A 22,914-nucleotide genomic window follows, 5' to 3' on the forward strand; every position below is an offset into this window, starting at 1 on the left:
GGTGAACGCAGATGGCTGAGCTGCCGGGATATCTCAAATGGCTGGAATGGGTCGCCGGATCCGACTGGCCTGCGGGCGATCCCGACGGCATGTGGGGGTTAGCCGAGGACTGGCGTGCCGCGGCGACCGGACTGCGCGACATCCTGCCCGACATCCGTGATGCGAAAACGGCGTCGCTGAAGGCATATCAGGACGGCGACGGCATCGAGGCGATCATCGCCAACTTCGACAGTTATCTCGAAGGTCCGCAATCGCTCGAGATGCTGGCCCGCGATTTCGAGAAGCTGGCCGATTCGGCGACCAGCGTCGGCACTGAAATCGAATACGGCCAGCTCATGCTGATCACCTCCCTGGCGCTGCTGGCGGCCGAGATCGCGATCGCATGGATCTTTCCGCCGACCGCGCCCGCGGAGGAGGCGTTGGCGATTGCCGGAACGCGGGTGGCCATCCGGATTATCGCCAAGCGGATCATGGACAAGATCGTCGAAATCGTGGCCAAATTCCTCGGGCGTCGACTGGCGGAATTCCTGGTCCGCCACATCGCCATCGACACCGTCCTCGGCACCGTCCAGGACTGGGGAATTCAGCAATATCAGGTGAATTCGGGACATCGCAAGGAGGTCAACTGGGAACAAGTCGGCATCACCGCGATCAGTTCGGCGGTTGGCGCCGGTGTCGCGAGTCCGATCGGCGAGCGACTCGGCCATAAGCTGGCCGAAACGGAGATGAAGGCCTGGCTGCGCGGCCTCCTCACCGGCGCGACCGCGGGCACGGTGGGTGCCGTCGCCGGCTTCGGCGGCAGTGTCGGCGCGCAGTTCGCGTTCACCTGGGCAAAGTCCGGGCCGGAAGGCGGCTGGGACAAGGCCGTCGAAGGTCTGAAAGACACCGAATTCGACCTGCGTATGTTGACGGCGGGCGCTTCGAACGGCGCGATGTCCGGTGCGAATCGTGCGATGGCCGAGAAGTTCTATACAGATCGGCATCCAGATTGGTACCGGCCGAACGGTTCGCCGGTTGACCCGGATAGCTTGTCCCGCATCGGCTTTCGTCCTGACACCGGGCCGGGTGGGGTCGGTGATGGTGATGCCGGTGGGCGTGCGGCTGCCCCGGGAAGCGGGCAGACCGGGGAGGGGGCGCCGAACGCAGGGCAAACGGGGGAGCCTAGTCGTAGCAGTGGTGACGGTACGGCAGACGGGTCGACTGCGCATGCCGTGGACGACGGTTCGACGGCGAGAGCTGACGGCTCTTCGAATAGTTATGGTGCGGGCGATGATTCGGCGCATTCGCATGGTGCTGATGACGGTATGTCGAAGGCGGGGGCCGCCGGTGATGGTTCTGCGCGTGGGGGTGATGACGGTGCGACGGCGCGTGCCGGTGATGGCGGCGCGACCGGGCGTGCAGGGGACGATGGTGCGACGGCTCATGCCGGTGACGATGGCGCGATGGCGCGTGCGGGCGATGATGGCGGAACCGCGCATTCGGGTGATGGCGGTGCGATGGCTCATGCCGGTGATGGCGGCGCGACCGGGCATGCGGGGGACGATGGTGCGACAGCTTACGACGGTGCGACCGCGCGTGCGGGTGCCGATGGCGGGACGGCGCGTGCAGGTGATGACGGTGCGACGGCTCATGCCGGTGATGGCGGCGCGACCGGGCATGCGGGGGACGATGGTGCGACAGCTCACGACGGTGCGACCGCGCGTGCGGGTGCCGATGGCGGGACGGCGCGTGCAGGTGATGGCGGTGCGATGGCTCATGCCGGTGATGGCGGCGCGACCGGGCATGCGGGGGACGATGGTGCGACAGCTCACGACGGTGCGACCGCGCGTGCGGGTGACGACGGTGCGGGGGATGAGGGCGGAACCGCCCACGCGGGTGATGACGGTGCGGCGGCGCGTGCCGGTGATGAAGGTGCGGCGGCGCGTGCGGGTGACGATGGTGCGACCGCGCGTGCGGGGGATGACAGTTCCTCGGCTGCGCGGGCCGACGCCGCGGATGCTTCCACGAACACGCAGCGCGCAGGTGATGCAACGACGGATGGGCACTCGGCGGATGGTGGAGTCGACCAGTCGAGCACGCGGAATTCGGCGGCGGGAACCGGATCGGATGGTGCCGTCCGACCCGCCGGAGAGTCCGCGAGCCATTCGGATCACTCTGCGGTACAGACGAATTCGACTGCCGAGTCCAACAGCGCTGGCGACCGCACGGGGGTGGGAGCGCACGAGGGGCAGAACCGGTTCGATACCGGTATCCGGGCCGACCCGACCCCGGCGGGTGCGGAACATACTCCGAACGCGACTGCCGACGGTTCGCACGTCTCCGCTGATAATGCGGCTACGCAGGCTGGCGCTGCCGCAGCCTCGACCTCGCTCCAAACCGGCTCTGCTCCTGCACATTCCGGAACGCCAGCGGCGCATTCCGCACCGGACGCGCGCAACGCGGCACCATCCGCACCGCGCACGACCTCAACGCCCGACATGCGCCCCGGCGCAACCCCCAACACCGAAACATCCCGCGGCGAGCTGTTCCGCCCACAGTCGACCACCGAACCCCGCACCACAGACCCGCGGACCGCTGCCCCTTCTACCGCGGATGCACGCACTACAGCCGATGGCCGCCCGGGCCCGGACCGATTCCGCACCGGCACCAGCGATACGCACTCCGGATCCACACCGGGCCGCACCCCCGAAACCCGCGCAGGCGCACCCCAATCCGTCCCCCACACCCCTACCGCCGAGCCCGTAGCGGGCCCACAAGCAGAACCAGCCCCCATCCACGCCGAAGCTCACGCCGACAGCAACACCCCCGTCCGCCCCAACAGCGACCCCACCGCGCGTCTGGACAGTGCTAGTGCCGTGCGACCTGATGAAGCTGCCACAGGACGCCCCGACACCGACCCCACCGTGCCTCCCGGCAGCAATAGTGCTGCGCGCCCCGACAATGACATTCCCGTGCGGTCCGACAGCGATAGCACGGCGCGTTCGGACAGCGGTAATGCCGTGCGCCCCGACAGCACCAATGGATTCCCGCGAGATGGCGAGAGCCCGCTGCGGCTGGACGGCGACGGCGGTGTGCGAGGCGCGAGCGACAGCGTTGCGCGGCCAGAGGGTGATGGTGCGGTACGGCCCGACAGCGATAGCCCGGTGCGCCCGGACGGCGATCGTTCTATGCGGCCAGAGGGTGCGGATGCCGTTCGTTCTGATGATGACGGTATGGCGCGCCCTGAGGGAGACGGTGCGCTGCGGCCCGATGGGGAGGGTGTCGTACGGCCTGATGGTGGTGTTGTGCGTCCTGGGGACGAGGGCGACGGTGTTGTGCGGTCTGAGCGGGACGGGACGGCGCGCCCCGAGAGGGATAGTGCGGTACCGCCCGAGGGCGAGAGCGTCGTACGTCCGGACGGTGACGATGCTGTGCGCCTCGGAAATGGGGACGTCGTGCGCCCTGGCGACAAGGGTGCCGTACGTCCGAGTGATGGGGCCGCTGTGCGTCCGAGTGATGGGGCCGCTGTGCGTCCGAGTGACGACAGCGCCGCGCGTCCGAGTGACGACGGCACCGCGCGTCCGAGTGACGACAGCGCCGCGCGTCCGAGTGACGACAGCGCCGCGCGTCCGAGTGACGACAGCGCCGCGCGTCCGAGTGACGACAGCGCCGCGCGTCCCGGTGATGAGGGTGCCGTCCGCGCCGACAAAGACGCTCCATCCGACGTCCGGCATGCGATGGATCCGGCGGCAGGGGACGTAGCGCATCGGACTGGGGCCGATGTCGAGGCACATCGTGCGGATGGCACGGATGCAGAGCGGCGGGATGTCGAGGCGCGACGGGAGGCGGCGCGGCAGCGGGCTGAATCTCTTGATCCCGCAGTGGCTTTCGTGCCGCAGCCGGTGGCCGAACCGCATCGGACCGCGGAGGATTCGTCTGCGGACAGGACGCGTGAAGGTGCGGACACTCAGCATCGGCGAGGGGGTGATGAGCGGCGAATTCCGGAGCGGAATCGTGGTCGGTGTGCGGAGTTGTCGCTGCGGTTGATCAAGGCGCTTACCAGGAGTTCGGCGATCAGCTTGCCCGAGCGGGTGATCGGGCTGGACGGTATGACAGCCGCGGAGGTGCAGACGGCTGCGGGTGGGCAGTTGCGTTCGTATGGGGATCATGCCGAGATCGCGCGGCTGTTGCTTTCCATGCCGGAGGGGTCCTCGGCGCTGGTTGTCGATGAATACAGCGGTCCGGTCGACAGGTACAACGTCGGCGCGCACGCGTATGTGTTGGTGCACGAGAACGGTGGGATCGTGGTGCGCGATCCGGGGGCGGGCCGGATCGAAGGCTTCCCGCCGACGGTGCCGCGCGAACTCCGTGGCACATACGCGATTGCCTTCGACCCAGCCGGAAAGCCGTTGCATCCCAGCGCTTCCGTGCATCCGCTCGCGACCGATCCTGAGGCACGCATCGGCCGCTCGCTGGATGCGCAGCCCGATCAGGTCCGTGAACTGCTGCGCCAGACCGACACCGGGCGCCGTATCGCGGCGAGCTTCGACAACAGTCCCGTGCGCGACGGATTCGAGCCGTCCGCGGGCGACGGCCGAGCCGGGGAATTCCGGCGGCGCGAACTGACGGCTATCGCATACACCTCGGGTGCCGATCATGTCCAGCAGGCACTCACGCTGGCCCATGAGTCCGTGCACGCCGAACGGTACGTCCAGGGCCGGACCGGTGACGTCCGGGCGATGCCACGCGACGAATTCGTGCGCACCATGGTCGATGAGGAGGCCGCGGCAACGGGGCGCCGGTTCCAATTGACCCAGGAATTCCGGGATCTCGGTCACGACATCGCGGTGCACCCGTTCGAAGCGACCTACACCGCCGCCTACGATCGCGCCGCCGCCGAACTGTCGAGCGATTCGTCGCTGACCCCGGCCGAGATCCGCCGGGCCGCACACGAGGTCGCAGTCGACGCGCTGCGCCAGGAAATCGCAACCCACGAGTGGCGAAACGGCAAGAACTACACCGATTACTACGGTGACGCCTGGGATCGTGTGCATGCGTCCAGCGCCGAACTCCCTTCGGGCGCACGGATGCACGACACCACCGCGGATGCCGCCGAAGACATGCGTACCGCGGCGCTGGCCCGCGAGTCGGCCTTCCGCGATCTGCGCAGCACCTCGGAAGAACTCGCTAGGCGCGCGGCGGCCCTCGGCCTGGATCCCACCCTCGCCAGACAGCCGCTACAGCGTCAGATCACCGACCGTATGCAGCGCATCACGAATGAACTTGCCGGACATGATGTTCCGCTCGAGCGGCAAGCCGAACTGCGTACCGCAGTACACGATCTACGCACCCTCGCCGACCTGGCCGACCAGCGTCAGCACGCGCAGGCAACCTACGATCGCCGTGCCGACCAGGTGGCAGATGCGGCGATCAGAGAGGTCCTCACCCAACACCTGCGCGCCAACCCCAATGCACGAATGCTCAGCGAGCACATCGTGCATGTTCCTGGGGAACCAGACCGTCTCGTCCCAGACCGTCTCGTCATCGCCTCCGGCACCGATGACCACCAGCGCGTGCTGCGCGAGGCGCAGCAGCGCTCGGAGATCCGCGAACTGCTCGAACGGCCGGAGGTCGTGCGCGAGCACCTGAATGTGGACGCCGACCAGGTCGGCCGCATCAGGGTCGAGCCCATCGACGAGCCGTCACCCGACCAGTTCGATCGCGCCACCGATCTCACCCCACTGGACCGTGCGGGCGCGGCGGCTCAGGAACGAATCGCACGGATTCGGGAACAGTTGCGCGAAACCGAAATCGGCCGTTGGGCTGACGGGGTGCTCACCCGTCACGATGTCGATATCGTGCACGAGTCCGGCGCCGACGACCGCTACTACCCGAGCCGCCGCACCCTAGCCCTGGATGTCGGCGCCTCCGATGCGGCGCAGATGGCCGCCCTGGTGCACGGCGCCATCCACGTCGAATTGGCGCATACTCGTGAGACTCCCGGCGGTGCGCAGGAACGCATGCGCCTACCGCGCGAGGAGTACGTCGCGCGCATGCTCGACGAGGAGACCCGGGCGCACGCGCTGGAAATCGTTGCCGCGAAACAACTCAGGGCCGGTGGACACGATCTCGCGGAAACTCCGCTGGAGCGGACCTACACCGTGGCCTACAACGAAGCCCGCATCCGAGCCCACGAAGAGAATCTCGAAGCGCCGGCATCAGAACTCGATCGAATCGCCAATGACGCGGGCTTGGATGCCATCGGCCCCGAGGTGGCTCGGCATCGTCCCGAGCATTCGACCGAAACCCATGCCGAGTTCTACGGCCATGCTTGGGATGACGCGCACGGCATCCGCTCGTTCGACGATATCGTCCGCTCTGCCATCGCTTCCGGTGAACGTTCGGTCACGGTGCTCAGTGAGGGTTCCTCGGTCCATGCCGCCAGGAAGGTCGAGCTGGTCACCTTCAACGATGGCACCGAACTGATTCGCAAGACGGTCATGAATCCGCGCCATGCCGTCGCCGAGCGGCTGGCGGCGCTGCTCGGCCGCACCATCGGCGCGAATGTGCCCGAGGTGTTCCACGCCAAATCCAATGTCGTCTACATGGAAAAGCTGGCGGGACGTGTTGCGGCCGAACGGCATCCGCAGTTCTCCGATGTGCATGAGCTCGGTTACGCCGATACCGTCGCAGGTCGTGCGCTCGGTCTGCTGGACGCGCTGATCCGGATTCCTGATCGCGATGGACAGGGCTGGATGATCGGCTCGCAGCGCGAGGTGTTCGGTATCGACCACAGTCGTGGTTTCGAGGAGAGCGACGCAGCACGAAATGCCTTGAGCCCGTTCGCCGAACACTTCTTGCGCCGTAACGGCGAGGAAATCGAGGTCATCGACCACCATCTGCCGCGCGCGGTCGTCGATGCCATCACCGCACGCGTCGCCGCACTGCGACCGGAGTTCGATAAGCACGGTCGCGGCGAGTGGCACGACACGGTAATGACACGCCTGGCCGAAATCCGAGCGCATGCCAGCGATCTGCCGCCAGAACATGTCGATATCGGAGTGCGGCCGGAGGATTCGAGCAGGCACAACGAAGACTTCGACGACCGCCCGAACGCGTACACCAATCGGTACGGCGGCGACTACCAGCACGGCATCCACGGTTGGGTCGATGCGGACGGCATACTGCGCGTGGCGGTGCGGGTGGGCGACGGCACGCCGACCCGGCGCGAAATGTTCCGAGACATGATGCGCGAGCTCGGCCATCAAGTGACCGAGATTCGCGCCGAATGGAATGCCGACGATCGGGTCCGGGACAACCTCGACACCTTCAATGCCGGTGTGCAGGAGCTGTACCTCACTCCGGAAGAGTCGGCGCGCAACACATTCACCGGCAAGCTGGCCGGCGAACTCGGCTTCACCGAGGTGAGTTTCGATCACGATGCGATGCGCGGTCGACCGGGCGAATACGAGAAGGTCGTCGCGCATTTCAGCAGGCCGGAGACCACGGCCGGCCCCGAAGCGCCGGGCGATGGGGCAGATTCCCCCGAACTCCGGCCGACGACAGACGGTTCCGAACCGGACGCGGGAGCCTGGCAGGTCCGGCTGCGGGATATGACCGGCACTCCGGTAAGGGAACTGCTGGGACGCAGCGAAACCGGACGCGAGGCGGCCGATGCATTGCGGGCGGCGAGTGTTGCGGTGCGCTTCGAAGATGGCCGGCCGGATTCGTTCAACGGCCGAACCATGGACGCCTCCGTCGACACCCATGACCGCAGCCAGCCCGCCCAGGCGGAGGCGCTGATACGTGCGGCGGTGCTCGCCGACGCCGTGCTGTCCGGTCGAGTCGAGGTGGATCCTGCACGAATTCGCGCCTCCGATCGGACGGATTACGTTGACGCACAGCTGCGTACGGAAGCCGAGGCGCTCGGCAGGCAGGCCGAATTCCGCCGTGAGCTGGGTGCTGCCGGATATCCGGAAACCGCCCCGACGACGCACGATGTTGCGGATTCGGCCTACACCCGCGCCTTGCACGAGCAATATCTGACTGCCCGCGATGCTGCCGTGGCCGCCGCGGATCCGGCGCTGGGCGAGCACGAACTGCGCCGAATCGGCCGCGAGGCGGGCATTGATGCGCTGCTGTCCGGTGATATGTTCGACTCGCCGCTCTATCCGAGCGAGGGTGCGAGTCTGCGAGACACGCACGGCGGCGTCTGGGACGCCCACCAACATCCGGACGGAATGCACGTGCCGACGTCGGCGGAATCAGCACGGGAACTGCAGCGTTTGGTCCGCGAACATGCCGCGCTCACGCGGGAGCTGCGCACGGTTGAAGGCGATTGGGATCGAGCGGTCCGACGGCTCGGCGCCTTCGATCCCGAAACGCATCGCGGCGACCGGGATCTCTTCGAGCGCGGCCGACAGGCGGTGGCGGACAATAGAATCCGGCATGCGAGTAGTGCGGGAATGAATTCCGTGCGCACCGCGCAGGTGCGCGCGCTGGCCGAGGTGACCCGTCAGCATGCGGAGGTCGAGGCGCAGCGTAACCGTCTGCTCGATGAGATCGCGGCCCAGGTCGGCCAGGAAGTGCTGGGTCCGGAAGTCCGTGCGGGGCAGTGGGTTGACGACCGCGTTGCGGTGCTGCCCGGTGAGCCGCTGCGGGTGATCGTGGTCGATGCTCGCGGTGATCATGCCGCGATATCTCGCGCTGCCGCGGATCGAGGCAGCGATCTGCACCGCGCCATCCGCTACGGCGATGCGGTTGCCGAGCGGGTCCGCGTCAGCGTGGACGATTCCGGAGCCGTCCAGGTGCGGCGTGAGCCGGTGGATCTGCGCGCCGCCTGGGTCGAGGCCGCGGCAGCGGATGTGCGCGCGGAGGCAGAGCACCTGGTGGCACCGCGACCGCCGGACGAACCCGCTGCGGCATTGCCGGACCAGTCGATGGTCGACACCGCACAGGTGGCGTCGGACCGGCTGCAGCGCATCCTCAGGAGCAACGAGCTCGGACGGTGGGCGACCGAGGTACTGGCCGGACACGGGGTGGAGATCCGCTTCGGACTCGACGTGGATTCGAGTCTGTACGACGGCAGACAGCAGCGCGGTGTCGATGTCGGATACGACCCGGCCTCGAATACCCTGCTGCTCGGCCTGACCGATGCACCTGCCGTGCATGCGGCGGAGGCGATCCGGGCGGCATATCTGGCCGAACAGCTCGGCAACGGTCCGCTCGAGCGATTCACCCTCGGGCGCGACGAATACGTCGATCTGATGCTGGATCGGGAGGCGGTGGCACAGGCCAGAGCCTTCGAATTCGACCGGTGGCGGCAGTTCGGGACCGAGGCGTCACCGGCTCCGGAAACCCTGCTGTCCAAGGCATATAAGGACGCCTTCGAACAGGCCGAGCAGCCAGCGTTGCGGGCCTACCGCGACAACCGCGAGATCACCGACAGCATGATCGATGCGGCCGCCCACCATGCCGCCACCCGTGAAGTGCGAAATCGATTGGTGGAGTTGGGTCCTCGCGTCGACGGCGGTGACCTCGCCGCGTTCTATCGCGCCCAGTGGGACAGCGCGCACGCAATCACGCGCGCGCCCGGCGAAGGCCCGCCCGCGCACCACACCGACACCCCGGCGATCCGGGACCAGCGCAGCCGCCAGTATGTGGTGGAAATCGAATCCCTTCGCCTGCTGCGTGATTCGGGTCGATTCGTGCCGGTCGGTCCGGCCGAACGCGCTTACACCGACGCCTACGACCGCGCCTATCAGCGTGCGGAGCGGGCCGCGGCTCGGTCGAATGATTCGGCGATCCGGCCGGAGCGGGCGGCTTACGAAGCCGGGCGCGAAGCGCTGCGCAAGTACATCGACAAGGTCGGTCTGGAACCCGCCGAGGTCGCTTTCGATGTTGCTCGGCACGCCGACGACAACCTCGACGACTATCGCCCCTGGTCGGATACGACCGACCCCGAAACCGGACATCCGGCTGATGAGAACCCGTCGCCGCGCCCGATGAGTATTGAGGAAGCCGCGGACCGTGTGCGTCGCGCCCTCGACAATGAACTCACCCAGGATCCGGGCGGGACCCGGCTCACCGACCGCGTCGCCCAATTTCCGGGTCACCAGCCGGTGGGAAGCGGACGTCTGGTGGTGGCGGCACCAGAGGGCCAGCACATGGACGCGCTGCGCGAACTGGCCGCGACGCATCCGGAATACACCAGTGTGCTGTGGGACGGCACGCAACGAATCGAATACCTGCAAGTGGGGCCGGGTTCCGATGGTCTGCACGATGCCCGGTTCATTGCGGCCGACGCAGCCGAGGGACCCTACCGTCGCCCGACCGAAGACGAGGCGGCCACCGAACTACTCGCGCACTACCTGCGCTACCGCGCCGCCCGACAGACGGATCTCGGCTTCGATGCGTGGGTGCGTCAGCTCGGCCCGGATTCCTTCAACACCAGAGAGAACGCGTCCCCGAGCCTCGAAGGCAGACTCCGTCTGGACTTCATGGCACGTGGCTACGAGTTGGCCGAGGCGGATCCATCCATCAGCGAGCCGCATCCGGCGGAGGTGGCCCGTCGCCTGCTGACGCGCCAGGTGGCGATGCCGGAATCCGCCGATGCGGCGGGGCGGGAACGTCGCTGGCCGCAGTTCCATCCAACCGAGGTGCGGACGCGGGCCTGGGACTTCCCGGTCACGCTGCAGTCCGATGGCAACGGCGGCTGGCGGGTGGCGCCGCCCACTGGAGACGGCAGTGCGGGCGATGTGCTGGCCAGACAGTTCCAGGGCATGTCCGATACCGATCCCGGGCGCCTCGGGGAACGCATCAAACGAATACTTCTCGACGGTTCAGCCGATCTGAACGATCACAGCGCGCCGAAGGGCCTGCTGCGCAGGATCACCGACCGGCTGTCGTTCGGAAACCGCTCGGGCGAAGGCGATTCCGCGCCACGCCCGATCGATCGGCCACGGCCCGGTGATGATTCGTTCGACGCACCGGAGTTCCCACCGACACATCCGGACGACGGCGCGCAGCAGCGGCGGGCCCAGCAGCAGCGACAAGACGTACTGGATCGGTTGGCGGCCGAGAATACGCAGGCGGTGCGCGAGCGCGATGAAGCAAGGGCCGCAGGCGATCCGGCGCGCATCGCACGCGCCGAGGAGCGGGTCGCGCGACTCGACGAGGCGATGGCCATCGCACGCCAGCGCGATGCGTTGCTGCGGGCCGGGGCGATTCCGGTGACCGATCGGGTCGGTGTGGTGCCAGGTGAGCCCGCGCGTGTGTTCATCGTCGGCTGGGGCGACGGCGATCCGGTGCGCGTGCTGGACGCTGCGGCCGCCCAACACCCGCAGCTCGCTGAGTTGCGGGCCGAACCCGGCACGGTCGTGCGCGAGCTGCGGATCGGTGCGCAGGGCGAGACACGGGTGCTGCGCATCGATGATCCGGCGGCGCAGCATGAGGTCGCACGACCCGCCGAAGCCGGTGGCGGGGGTAAGAAGCCGCCGTCCGAGCCTCCTGTCCCCGCCGGGACACCCGACGACCCGGATCATTCGCGAAACGAGAACTCCGGCAATGGATCCGAGGGTCGGTCGGTCGCTCCGTCGAATCGGGACGAGCCGCGCCGCATCGTCATCGATGCGAATGGCGAACAGGTGCCGCTACAGGTACGGCTCGACGATGAGGGCAGCTGGCGGGTCGAAGCTTCCGAAGCATCCGTAACACCCGCTCGCCCAGCAGATTCCGAGCTTCCCGAGAAGAAATCGCCGCTGCGCCGAGCCTGGGAGCGGATTCGGGCGAGGATGCGCGTGCGTGGTTACGTGGGCGACTACCCGAAATACCCGTCGGGTTCGGGTGAGGACCGCCGCGGCCAGAACGCGCTGAAGGATGGCGTCGAACATGCACCCGACCTCTTCGAATCGCATCCACACGCGCCTCATCCGCCGCCGGCGACACCCGGCCACGAAACCGTCGCTCGACCGGCCCCGGAGAGTGAAGGCGAGGGACTCAATATGGCCCGAATCGCCAAGGAGGGCTGGACCGCGTGGCGCAATCGGGAGCATCTGCCGATCCTGAACAGGCTCTCCGGTCGGATTCGGGATGTGGCAGGCGATTTCGTGGTGCCACGCACACCCGATGGCGAGGAATATCGATTCTGGGTGAGCGATGCCGATCCGGATCTGGTGCGTCAGACCGTCACCGAACTGCTCGAGGTCGAGGCCATCGCACCGGAAGAGGCTCGAGCGGTGCTGGAAGAAGCCCTGGCGGTGGCCGATTCGGAACAGCGGCAGCGGATCATCGATGACCTGGAGAACTTCGGTCTGATCTCGGACGAGGAGGCCAGAACACTCGAACACGAGCCGACTCATCCGGAGCCGAGCACCGAAATCGACGGTCCGCCACCGGAAGACGAATCGCTCACCGATAAGGCGCACCGACTCGGTTTCGATCTGCCCGACGAAAGTCCGGAAACCATTCGCCGGGTTCTCGACGAGCAGCAATACCGGACGATGCGTGAGGCGGCCGCGATCGCGGGCCTAGCGGAGGCGGCCGATCGGTTCAACGAGGAGCTCACGCGCCCGTACGTCAACGCCGATCTGTTTGGTGACTCGGGTCCCGAGCTGCATGGTCGGCAGCCGGTGGCGGGCGAAATCGAGGATCCTGATACTCGGCGGGTCGATGAGGACGAGGACTACTACGACGAGGACGATCCGACCGGCGCGCCCGGCCCCAAGTGGGGCGTGCCCGATGCCACGGGCCGTCCGGTGCCGCCGGCCGATCAGCTGAGCATTTTCGATGACAACCCGATGGGCCGCTTCCTGACGGAGCTGATCAGGGCCTTCGATGGCCATCCCGGGCTACAGAACTTCCGGCCGGTCGGCAATGGCGCCGACCCGCTGCGCGAATGGGGCGATATCGGAGACGGCCAGGAACTGGGTCGCGACCAGGGACCGCGGGTGTTCTTCGAGCACGCCCTGCGCCGCGACCAACTCCGCGACGAGGCGTCCACCTGGGCGCAGATGTTCGGCCTCGACCTCAACGATGTGAACCCGCGCAATCTCGATGCCACCCTGAACAGGCTGTGGGCCGAGCACGACGCGCGCGCCGCCGGGGTCGCCGAATTCGCCGAGGCCGCGGAACCGCATCTGCGTGCCGCGCAGCAGGAGCCCGTCGGTGAGATCCATGGTGATCAGGTCGCGCGCGTGCCCGTCGGGGAGGGCGCGCCGGACCGGTTGGTGGTGATCAACGGGCCGCTGGACCGGGCGGATGCGCTGGCCAGGGCGCTCGCCAGTGATCCGGCATTGGCCGATGCGCTCGAGCGTGGCGAGGTCGAACTCGATTACCGCAACGCGCGCACGGATCGCATGGGGCAGATTCATCTGGATCCGGTCGAAACACCCGAGGTATACCACCATCGGGAGACGATCGATGGCCGCGAGTTGGTCGTCACGATGGTGCGTGACAACGACGGGCACTGGCGGGCCGTGCAGGCCCCTGTCGAGGAGACGGCCACCCATTCGCCTGCCGATACCCCACCTCGCACTCGCGCTGAGATAGCCGCCGAAATCGTCGATCTGGCAAAGGAATTCGGGCTCGGGCCAGAGGCGCTGCATCCGGATCGGTTGGCGCAGACCATTGCGGAACTGAAGCTGGCCAATGCATTGCGTGCCGGTCAGATCGAGGCGCTGGCCGACTTCGCGCGCACCATGAGCGAGATCGAGAACTTCAACGATATCGGTGATGCGCGGGGGCAACTGGCGCACCGGCTCGACATCCCGGAGTCGGAGCTGACGCCGCAGCGGGTCGCGGCGGCGCTCGCCGATCCGGAATGGCGCAGCGCACGGCGTGAGCAGCAGTTCAAGGACCTGGCCGATTACGCCAAGCAGTTACGCGATATCGATCTCGGCGCGGTGAACGCGGCACGCGATCGCTTGGCGGCACAGCTCGGCCTGAACAGCTCGGAACTGTTGCAGCCGCCGAAGATTCGGATCGCCGAGGACGGGGAGATCCTGCGCGGATTGGATGCGAACGGGCTGGATCCAGCGAAGTTGCGCAAGGTGGTCGCGGGTCTCGAGAGCGAAGGCAAGCACGATCAGGTGGTCGACGCGCTCACCGAATATGCGCGTGCGCTGATCGATGTCGATCCGTATTCCGATGTGCCGCGTGGTGATCTGTCCGCCGATCCGCGAGCAGCTGGCGAACCGCCTGTCCATGAACTGGCTTGCGTGCAGGCGTTGCGCGACATCGTCGCCGAAGCAATGCGATCCGGGGATGCGCTCGATCTCGGGAAGGTACTCGCGGACCATCCAGGCCGTGCCGACGGTGCATCCGGGGAGGAGCGTGGGCGGCCCGAACCGAATCGAGACTGGGCTCGACTCGTCGGTGTCGATATCGCCGGTGCGGACGATGCGACCTTCCGTAAGGTGTACGAGGCCTACCGCGATGGAAAGATCGAGAAGCACGAGGGGCTGAGTCCGGCCGAGCTGACCGCGGAGCTCGCCCGCATGCGTGCGGAAATCCAAACGCGCGCTGAGCAAATCAGGGACCTCGCCGCCTTGCTCGACGAATTCTACTCTGCCCCTGAGGAATTGACCACGCCCGGCACCACCGCTGCCGATCGGGCGCCGAGGGTCGGCGGGCCGGACGATGACGGGCCGGGACCCGAGCCTGCCGGCCCTGATGACCCGGGATCGGGCGGCGCAGCCGATCCAGACACCCAGCCGGATACCCGTTCGGACTGGAAGCGGCAGATGGATGCCGAACAGGACGAGTGGAACGCGCGCATGCACGCGGAGCTCGACGAGTGGGTCGCCGAAATGCGCGCGGAAGAGAGTGCGCCGCAGAGCAATTCCGGCGATCCGCAGTCGCGGATAGACGAAGCGTTCAAGCGTGAGTCGACGGCGGCGGAACAGGCTTTCGGTCGTCGGGATCAAGAGGCCGAGGCCGAACATCAGGCGCTGATGGACCATCTCGACGAGTTGATGCGTAGGCTCGAGCAGCGCTTCGGGGATGCCGATGATTCGCAAGAGGCTGTGCGGGATTCGGCTGGGTCGCTGATCGATGATGCATTGGCTCGTGAGTCGGCAGCCGCCGAGGAGGCTTTTCGTCGTCGGGATGAACAGGCCGAGGCCGAACATCAGGCGCTGATGGACCATCTCGACGACTTGCTGCACAGGCTCGAGGAACGCGTTGGGGATGTCGACGATTCGCAAGAGGCTGTGCCGGAACCGGATTCGGCCGATTCCGAACCGCCCATCGACGATGCGTCAGCCCGTGAGTCGGAAGGGGCTGACGACTCGATCCAACAGGATGAAGAGGCCGAGTATCGAGCGTTGATCGATCAACTCGATGAGTTGGTGCGTCGGCTCGATGGAGGTTCGGAAGAACCGCCGCGGTCTGGTGATGGGCCGGATGAGGATGGGCCCGAGCCAGCGGCATCGCCGTCCGGACCGCCGCACGATCCGCCGGACAGTCCGGCGTCCGGTGCGAAACCGATCCCGGAGTCGTCCGAGCCACCGCCCGCCGATGAGCCTGTTCTCGTTCGCTTCGACGACGATCCGAATGGCGTGGAGCCCGTGCTTCCGGAGGAGCCCGGTGAGCCCACCGACCCGGTGCAGCGAATCGAACAGGCCCATCAGCGTGCCGAGGCCGGATTCGATGAACTGCAACGTCGCATCGATGCCTGGCACGAGGAAGCTCTGCGGCAGAACGAGCTGCGCCATGAGCAAGCACTCCGCGCACTCATGGATTCCGCTCCACCGCCACCGTCGGACGCGTCCAGACCCGATCCGATATCGGACCATGCTGTCGGACCGGATCGCCCGAGTCGACCGGCAGACGGCGAAGCCCTCGACCCGGTACAGCGAATCGAACAGGCACTCCAGCGTGCAGAAGCTGGGTTCGATGAATTGCAACGTCGCATCGATGCCTGGCATGAGGATGCGTTGCGAGAGAACCAGCGGCGGTATGAGGAGGCCATCGACTCGCTGAGTGAGCCGGAGCCACCAGTATGGCGCGACGACTCATCGACTCAGGAGGGCGGAACTCAGCCGCATGATGTCGAGCAACCTGATTCAGCGACCGCGCGATATTCGGACGACGGCAACTCTGATCCGGTCCGGCGGATCGAGGAAGCATGGCAGCGCGCCGAGGCCGGATTCGATGAGCTACAGCGGCGGATCGACGCATGGCATGCGGAGGCGCTGGCAGCGAACGCACGTCGATTCGATGAGGCCATGCGTGCCTCGGCTGACCCGCAACCGCCCCGTTCTGATGCGCTGACCGCGGATCCGGCTGCGCGACAGGGTGATCCGGCACGCGAGATCGAAGAGATCAAGCAACGCGCCGCCGCTGGCTTCGACGATTTGCAGCGGCGCATCGATGCGTGGCATGCGCAGGCACTTGCGGCGAACCAGCGACGGCACGAAGAAGCCCTCCGCGCGCTGGACGACCGGTCGCGACCGGACGATGGTGCTGACCACGGTGATCCGCTGCGCAAGCTCGATGAGCTTCGCCAGCGTGCTGAGTCCGCTCTGGATGAGTTGCAGCAACGGATCGATACGTGGCACGAAGAGGCATTAGCGGCGAATCAGCGCAGATTCGACGAATTCAACCGATGGTTGAATTCGACTGTTTCGGAGTCGGATGACTCCGATGCAAGTGGTTCTGCGCTGCAGCCTGACCAGGCCGAAGCGGGTCCAGCGGATGGCCGGGAGTCCCCAGCGGGTCGGCAGGGTTCGGCATCGGTGGTGGATGAGGCGTCGCGAGCAGGGCGGCAAGACGGTTCCGTCTCGGGTCCAATCGGGGAGTCCCCAGCGGGTCGGCAGGGTTCGGCATCGGCGGTGGGCGATGAGTCGCGGGCGAGTCGGCCAGGTGATTCGGCCCCAGGGGTAGGAGAGTCGTCTGATCGGCGGCGGGCTTCGGTGCAGGAGGGACGAGAGGAGGCGAGCGAGCGGCCCGGTGGTGAGCCTGGGGACGTGCGGGTGTGGCCGCTCGCTGTGCCGGAGGAGGCGGGGCAGTCGGGTGCGCCGCAGGACGGTGGGGGATCACAGCATCCGCCGCAGGAGCCGCCGAGCCCAGGGCAACCGGAACCGGGCGAGCCTGGTTCGGGCGGTTGGCCGCAGGATGGGCCCTCGCGGGTGCACGAACCTGTCACGTCGGAATTGCGTGATGCGCTGCCCGGTTCGACCGCGCGGATCGCGCAGACCACGGCGGCCCGCCAGGCCATGGAACCCGGCGTCGCCGAAGGTGCCAGGCGGCTCGGAATCAACCCCGACGGTTTGAGCCCACACGAAATACAGCGTGCTGTAAACAATTTGGTGGATGCGGCGGAAGATCACGTTGCCGAGCTACACGATCGGGAACACGTCCCGAGCCATGAGATGGTGCAGTATTTTGCCGATCTTCGGGCCGCCGAACAACATGCCGCCGAGGTCAGGGATGCGGCCAGCGCGTATCAGGCCGAGCTGCGCCGCTACCTCCACGCGGTGGGGGAGGAGAACGTGGCCCGGCAGCGCGCCGCCGTGCTCGCGTCCCGTGACGTGCTGGCCGGGGAACAAGCGCATATGGTCGCCGAGGGCGTCGGAATCGCACCTGATGGGCAACGTGTGGTGGTCGCGTCGCCGTCGTCGGCACCCGAGCAGGTCATGCCCGCGGAGGTCCGCCGACAGCTGGCCGATCAGGGCGTCCAGGTCGACTACCTGCACGTCGTGGTCGACGAATCCGGAGTCATCACCGTCGCCCCGATCCGGCCGCCCGACGAAGGGACGGCACCCACTCGCCCCACCGGTCCACCCGAGACACCAGGTTCGGGTTCCGCAGCGGCGACGAAACATGGGGCTGCGCAGTCGGAGTCGACACACCAGGCATCGCCCGAGCAACCACGCGTCGATACAGATGGACCGATGCGATCCGTGCCGGAAGGGCGGGGTGCGAATGCGGGTGGTTTGGATCCGACCCGATCTGTGCCAGAAACACGAGACGCCGATGCTTCGGAGCAGGATTCCGGAGTCACGCTCGACGGTGCACAGCGATCGGACGGTCTGACCTCCGAGGTCCGGGCCGAACTCGAGCGATTGCGCGCGGAACGGGCCGGGGCCGTTGCCCATCGCGAGGAACTGCGCGACCTGCGCCGAGTTCGCGCCGAAGGACTGCCAGTCGACATCGCGCAGGACCTGCGACCAGGTCTACCGCTGGAGACGACCCTCGAAGACCTGCGCAACCAGACCATGCTGGTCCATGAGCAGGCCGAGCGCCATGCGCGGATCGACGCACTAGAGCGCGCAGCCAACGAATTCAACCGCGCCGAGGCCGAAGTGGCTCGCCTCGATGAGGCGATCGCGACGCTCGAACTATCCGGAACACCGGAGGCCGTACACGCCACATTGGTGCGGGAACGTGCGGCCATGGCCGCCGAATGCGAGTTCTGGCGGGCCAAGCGCAATGACCGCGCCGAACGATTCGATATTCGCGATCCCGATCACGCACTGAATCAGGACAACCTGGAGCCGACCCTGCGGCGTCTCAGCGGCGATATCGTCGGCACCAGGGACATCGCCGGCACCGGCGACGAAACATCGAGGCCAGAGCCGGAATTGGTGGGCTCGGCCGAACGCACCCAGCGCGAGAACAACATCTTCAAGCTGCAAGACGCGGCCGAACGCTTCAACGAAGCCGATTCCGCACTCGCTGAATTGGATCGGCGCATTGCCGCGCTGGAAGGTGTGGATGTCATCGCACACCAGCCACTTTCGGAGGAGACACGCGCCGAGCTCGATCGGCTCGGTGCCGAACGCGCCACCGAAGTGCTCGCGCGTAAACCATGGCGCGGGATGTGCGATGACCTGGCCGACCGGCTCGGCGTGAACCGAGACGCATTGGGCCCCGGGGAAATCGACCAGACCCTACGAGATGCCGCGAACCGTCTCGAGCCGACCGAGGAGAACACCAGACAACTGCACCTGCTGCGCGAGGCCGCCGACCGAGTCAACCAGGCGGACAACAGAATCGGACGCATCCAGGATCAGATGGCCGAACTGGCCGGAGCCTGTCGCGACGTCTTCGCCGCGGAAGGTGCCAGGGCGATCACCGATCGCGTCGGCCTCGTCGAAGGCGAACATCCGCGGATCATTGTGGTAGCTCCGCGCGGCACGTTGGAGCATCCGCGCGCTGGTCACGACGCTGCACTCGCCGATGCGGTCCGACGCAATTCCGCAGTGGCACAGGCGATGACCCGACCCGAAACGCGGATCGAATATCGCGACATCATCGCCGAGCGCGAGATGCCGGTGCGCATCGGCGAACTCGCGCCACCGCGGCGCGACTATCTCACCGCGGGCTGGCGCGAGGGCGACCCCGGCTTGCACCTCACCCGATGGCAGGATGGCAATGGCGACTGGCATCCGGTCGATCCGACCCGCCCGGATTGGACGACCAACCGCCAAGGTGCCCGGGTGCCAAAGGCATTCGAGCCGCGCGTACTTCCGGAAGGCGTCAGCGGTTGGGCGGTCGATCCGTTCCAGTCGTCCATTGTCGACCCCTTCCTGGATCCGCCACACGGCGCGATCGATGAGGAACTGCTGCCGCGAATCCCCGGCATGGACCCACTCGATCCGGGTGTGCCCACCTTCGAACCGCCGATGGCGGGCGTGTTCTACAACACCATGCGCATCGTCCTCGAATCGGCGAAACTGTCCGGATTCACCTGGTACAGCGATAAGGACCATCCGGGTCGCATCAGTCCGGGATTCAAGGGGCATCCCTACTTCCGTCCGCGCGCGGCCGATGTGCAGCCGATGGCGCGGGAATGGGATCCACAGGATCGGGTGCCCGATCGCGGCGAGTTGTCGGAGGAATACAAACAGCGCCAACGCGATCAAGAAGCGGCGTGGGCGCGCGTGCAGGACTGGGCCGACACCGAATACCAGCGATTCCGCGCCGACGACAGCGATATCGACAGCATCGTCGAACACCTTGCTGCGCACCCGGAGGCCGAAGGTGCGGCGCGTGCCGTGCGGGCCGCGGAAATCGTCGATCAGATCGCCCGCAGACTCGACAGCTCCGGCGTCCTCGACCCGATCGCCGATGCGCTCGCCGGGCACCTGCGAAACGAACAGTCAGGTGACGCGAGACGATTGGTCGACGACCTTTGTGACCGGCTCGGCAACCTCGGTGCCGACCGCGCCGAATTGACCGGATTGGTTGCCGACCGACTCGACAACTCGACCCCCGCCTTTACCCATGCGGAGATCGAGCAGATCAAGAACCACCTCATGCGCGATCCGCATCTGGTGCACGACCCGAACGACGGCATCCTCCGTCGCCGATCGCTCGACGCCGTAGCCGATGTCGCCGAAGCCTGGAACCGCCTGATCGCGGGTAACCCACTGCCACAAGACATTCTGCTTCTACAAGACGCCCTCGCCGAATCGAACTACCTGCACCACAACCCGATCGCCGCCTGGCACGACGCCAACCAACACGCCATCCGCATCGGCTTCGACTGGAACGCCAACCGCCCACCCCGCACCGACTGGCGCACCAAAATCCCCTACGCCCCACCCCGAGTAGACCACCAACCGCACCTCCCCCCACCGTCGGCTCCGGACGCCCCCGTCGCCCTCCCCCCGACCCCAACCAACGAACTCCTGCAACCGGCACCGCCCGAAACCCCCGAACAGCCCTCACCTTCCGACCGCGCAGCGCAATCGCATACCACGGAAGTGCCTGAGATCAGCGAAGATTCGGTCCCGACACGGCCGTTGACCACAGACGGCCACTCGACCACCGACCCCGACCCGCAGCACGATCACGATCTGCCGGACACGGCCGGACCCGATCGCGCCGACTCGTCCGATGCCGCGGCCTACGGTGTTCGTGACGATGAATCGTCCGCACCCGAGTTGCCTCTGGTGCACGAAGATTCGGAGCCCACTGCGCCACAGGTCGTCGACGACCAGTCGGCCACCGACCCGGGTCTACGGCCCGGGCAGGATGTGCAATCTTCCGATGGGGCGACGCGTCCCGAGCAGGGAGGCGACGAGGAATCCTCTGAGGGGGCAATGCGTCCGGGATCGGAGAATGGCGAGGAGTCGTCTGCGGGGCAGGCGCGGGACGGGCGCACGGGTGAGAAGGAATCATCCGGCGGTGCCTCGCGTGGTCGCGTTGGAGATGGGGAGTCGGCCGGGGATAGCGGGGGGCGCGGTCGCAACGAGCGCGAGGGTGGGGCCCGATCGAACCGGGGTGGGCAGAAGCCTCCGGAGGGGCGGTCGGATTCGGGTGGTTCGGAGCCGCCGTCGCTGCCCGGCTCGATGCTGCGGTCCCATATTCCGCATCCACCCAGGCTGAACCACGAGTACGAGATGCCTGATCCGCCGAATAGGGCACCGTTCCATCCGACGTGGCCGCTGCCGAAGCAGCCGCCCGAACCCCCGAAGCCACCGCACCCACCGAAGCCTCCGCACCCACCGAAGCCTCCGCACACGCCGAAGCCTCCGCACACGCCGAAGCCTCCGTTGCCGCCGCATCAGCCGATGCCGCCAAAACCACCGGTACCCCCGAAGCCTCCGCTTCCGCCTACACCACCGGTGCCACCGACTCTTCCGGTGCCGCCGCCGACGCCGGTGCCTCGGTTCCCGCCGCCGACGCCGGAACCTCCGGTGCCCCCGACCAAGCCGGTTCCGCCTGTGCCGCCGCCGGCGCCGGTGCCTCCGTTCCCGCCGACCCCGCCCGAACCCCCGAAGCCGCCGCACACGCCGAAACCGCCGCACACGCCGAAGCCTCCGTTGCCGCCGCACCAGCCGATGCCGCCAAAACCACCGGTACCCCCGAAGCCTCCGCTTCCGCCCACACCACCGGTGCCACCGACTCTTCCGGTGCCACCGACTACGCCGGTGCCTCCGTTCCCGCCGCCGGTGCCCCCGACCACGCCTGTGCCGCCGCCGACTCCGCCGGAACCTGCGGTGCCGCCGCCGACGCCGGTGGCTCCGTTCCCGCCCACGACGCCGGAATCTCCGCTGCCCCCGACCACGTCAGTGCCTGCGTTCCCACCGACGACACCGGAACCTCCGTTCCCGCCGACCACGCTGGAACCTGCCGTGCCGCCAACCGCACCGGTACCTCCGTTCCCGCTGGAACCGCCGGAACCCCCAACATTTCCACCCCACGACCCAACGACACCTTCGCACGACCGGATGCACCCACCGTCCGCCGACAACCAGACGGATCCCCAGCCCCGCCCGGGTACCCCCATGCCCGCATCGCCAACCGACCAGCACCAACCTGGCGCGCCACGCTCCAGTTGGCCCGACGCAGCCCGTCAACCGATCAACCCCGTTGCTCCGCAACAAGACCCGACCGCACCAACATCCTTCCCGCCGAGCGCACCCCCACCGATCGGCGCACCGTCATCACCCGCCCGAAACCGCCAAGGCGCCAACGGCCACCGCAACCGCCCATCCCAGAATGGCAACAGCACAACTCTTTTCGTCCAACCCTTCTCTGGCTTCGGTGTCCCCGCACACTTCGATCCGGAAACCGGTGCACTCCAAGCCGTCGGCGGTGGAATCGGCCCACAACTCGGCGTTTATGGCGATCTCGGTGACACGCCGGTCGTCTTCTATCGCGACTCCTCCGGCCTCGCCTTACGTATCGGCGACCACACCATCGACCTCGACGGCCCCGTCGTCGCCACCGAATGGGAACCCGTCGAGAACCGCCGAACCCGCTTCGCCGTCACAGCTTCCGGCACCATGGTCTGCCAACTCCTGTACCGCTCCCTCCCACCCGAACTCGACCTGGGCCGCCTGATCCACGACGTCTGCGCCACCCTCACCCGCCGCACCCAAATCTTCACCCGTTGACAAACGCGCATTCGATGGTGGCAGCCAATATTTGGGTCCGGGGTGTATTCGCGCAGGTGGGCCAGCTAATCCGCCTGCGGTACCG

At 67.2% G+C, this 22,914-nt stretch carries 1 protein-coding gene; it reads left to right on the forward strand.

Annotation, left to right across the window (positions count from 1 at the left end):
* The first annotated feature begins 11 nt into the window (after positions 1-11).
* Complete coding sequence (locus ACIBI6_RS21020; protein WP_396957420.1) at positions 12-22,829, forward strand: hypothetical protein; 22,818 nt, start codon at positions 12-14, stop codon at positions 22,827-22,829.
* The last annotated feature ends 85 nt before the right edge of the window (positions 22,830-22,914 follow it).

It is taken from the genome of Nocardia sp. NPDC050412 (genome assembly GCF_044458825.1).
Lineage (GTDB): Bacteria > Actinomycetota > Actinomycetes > Mycobacteriales > Mycobacteriaceae > Nocardia.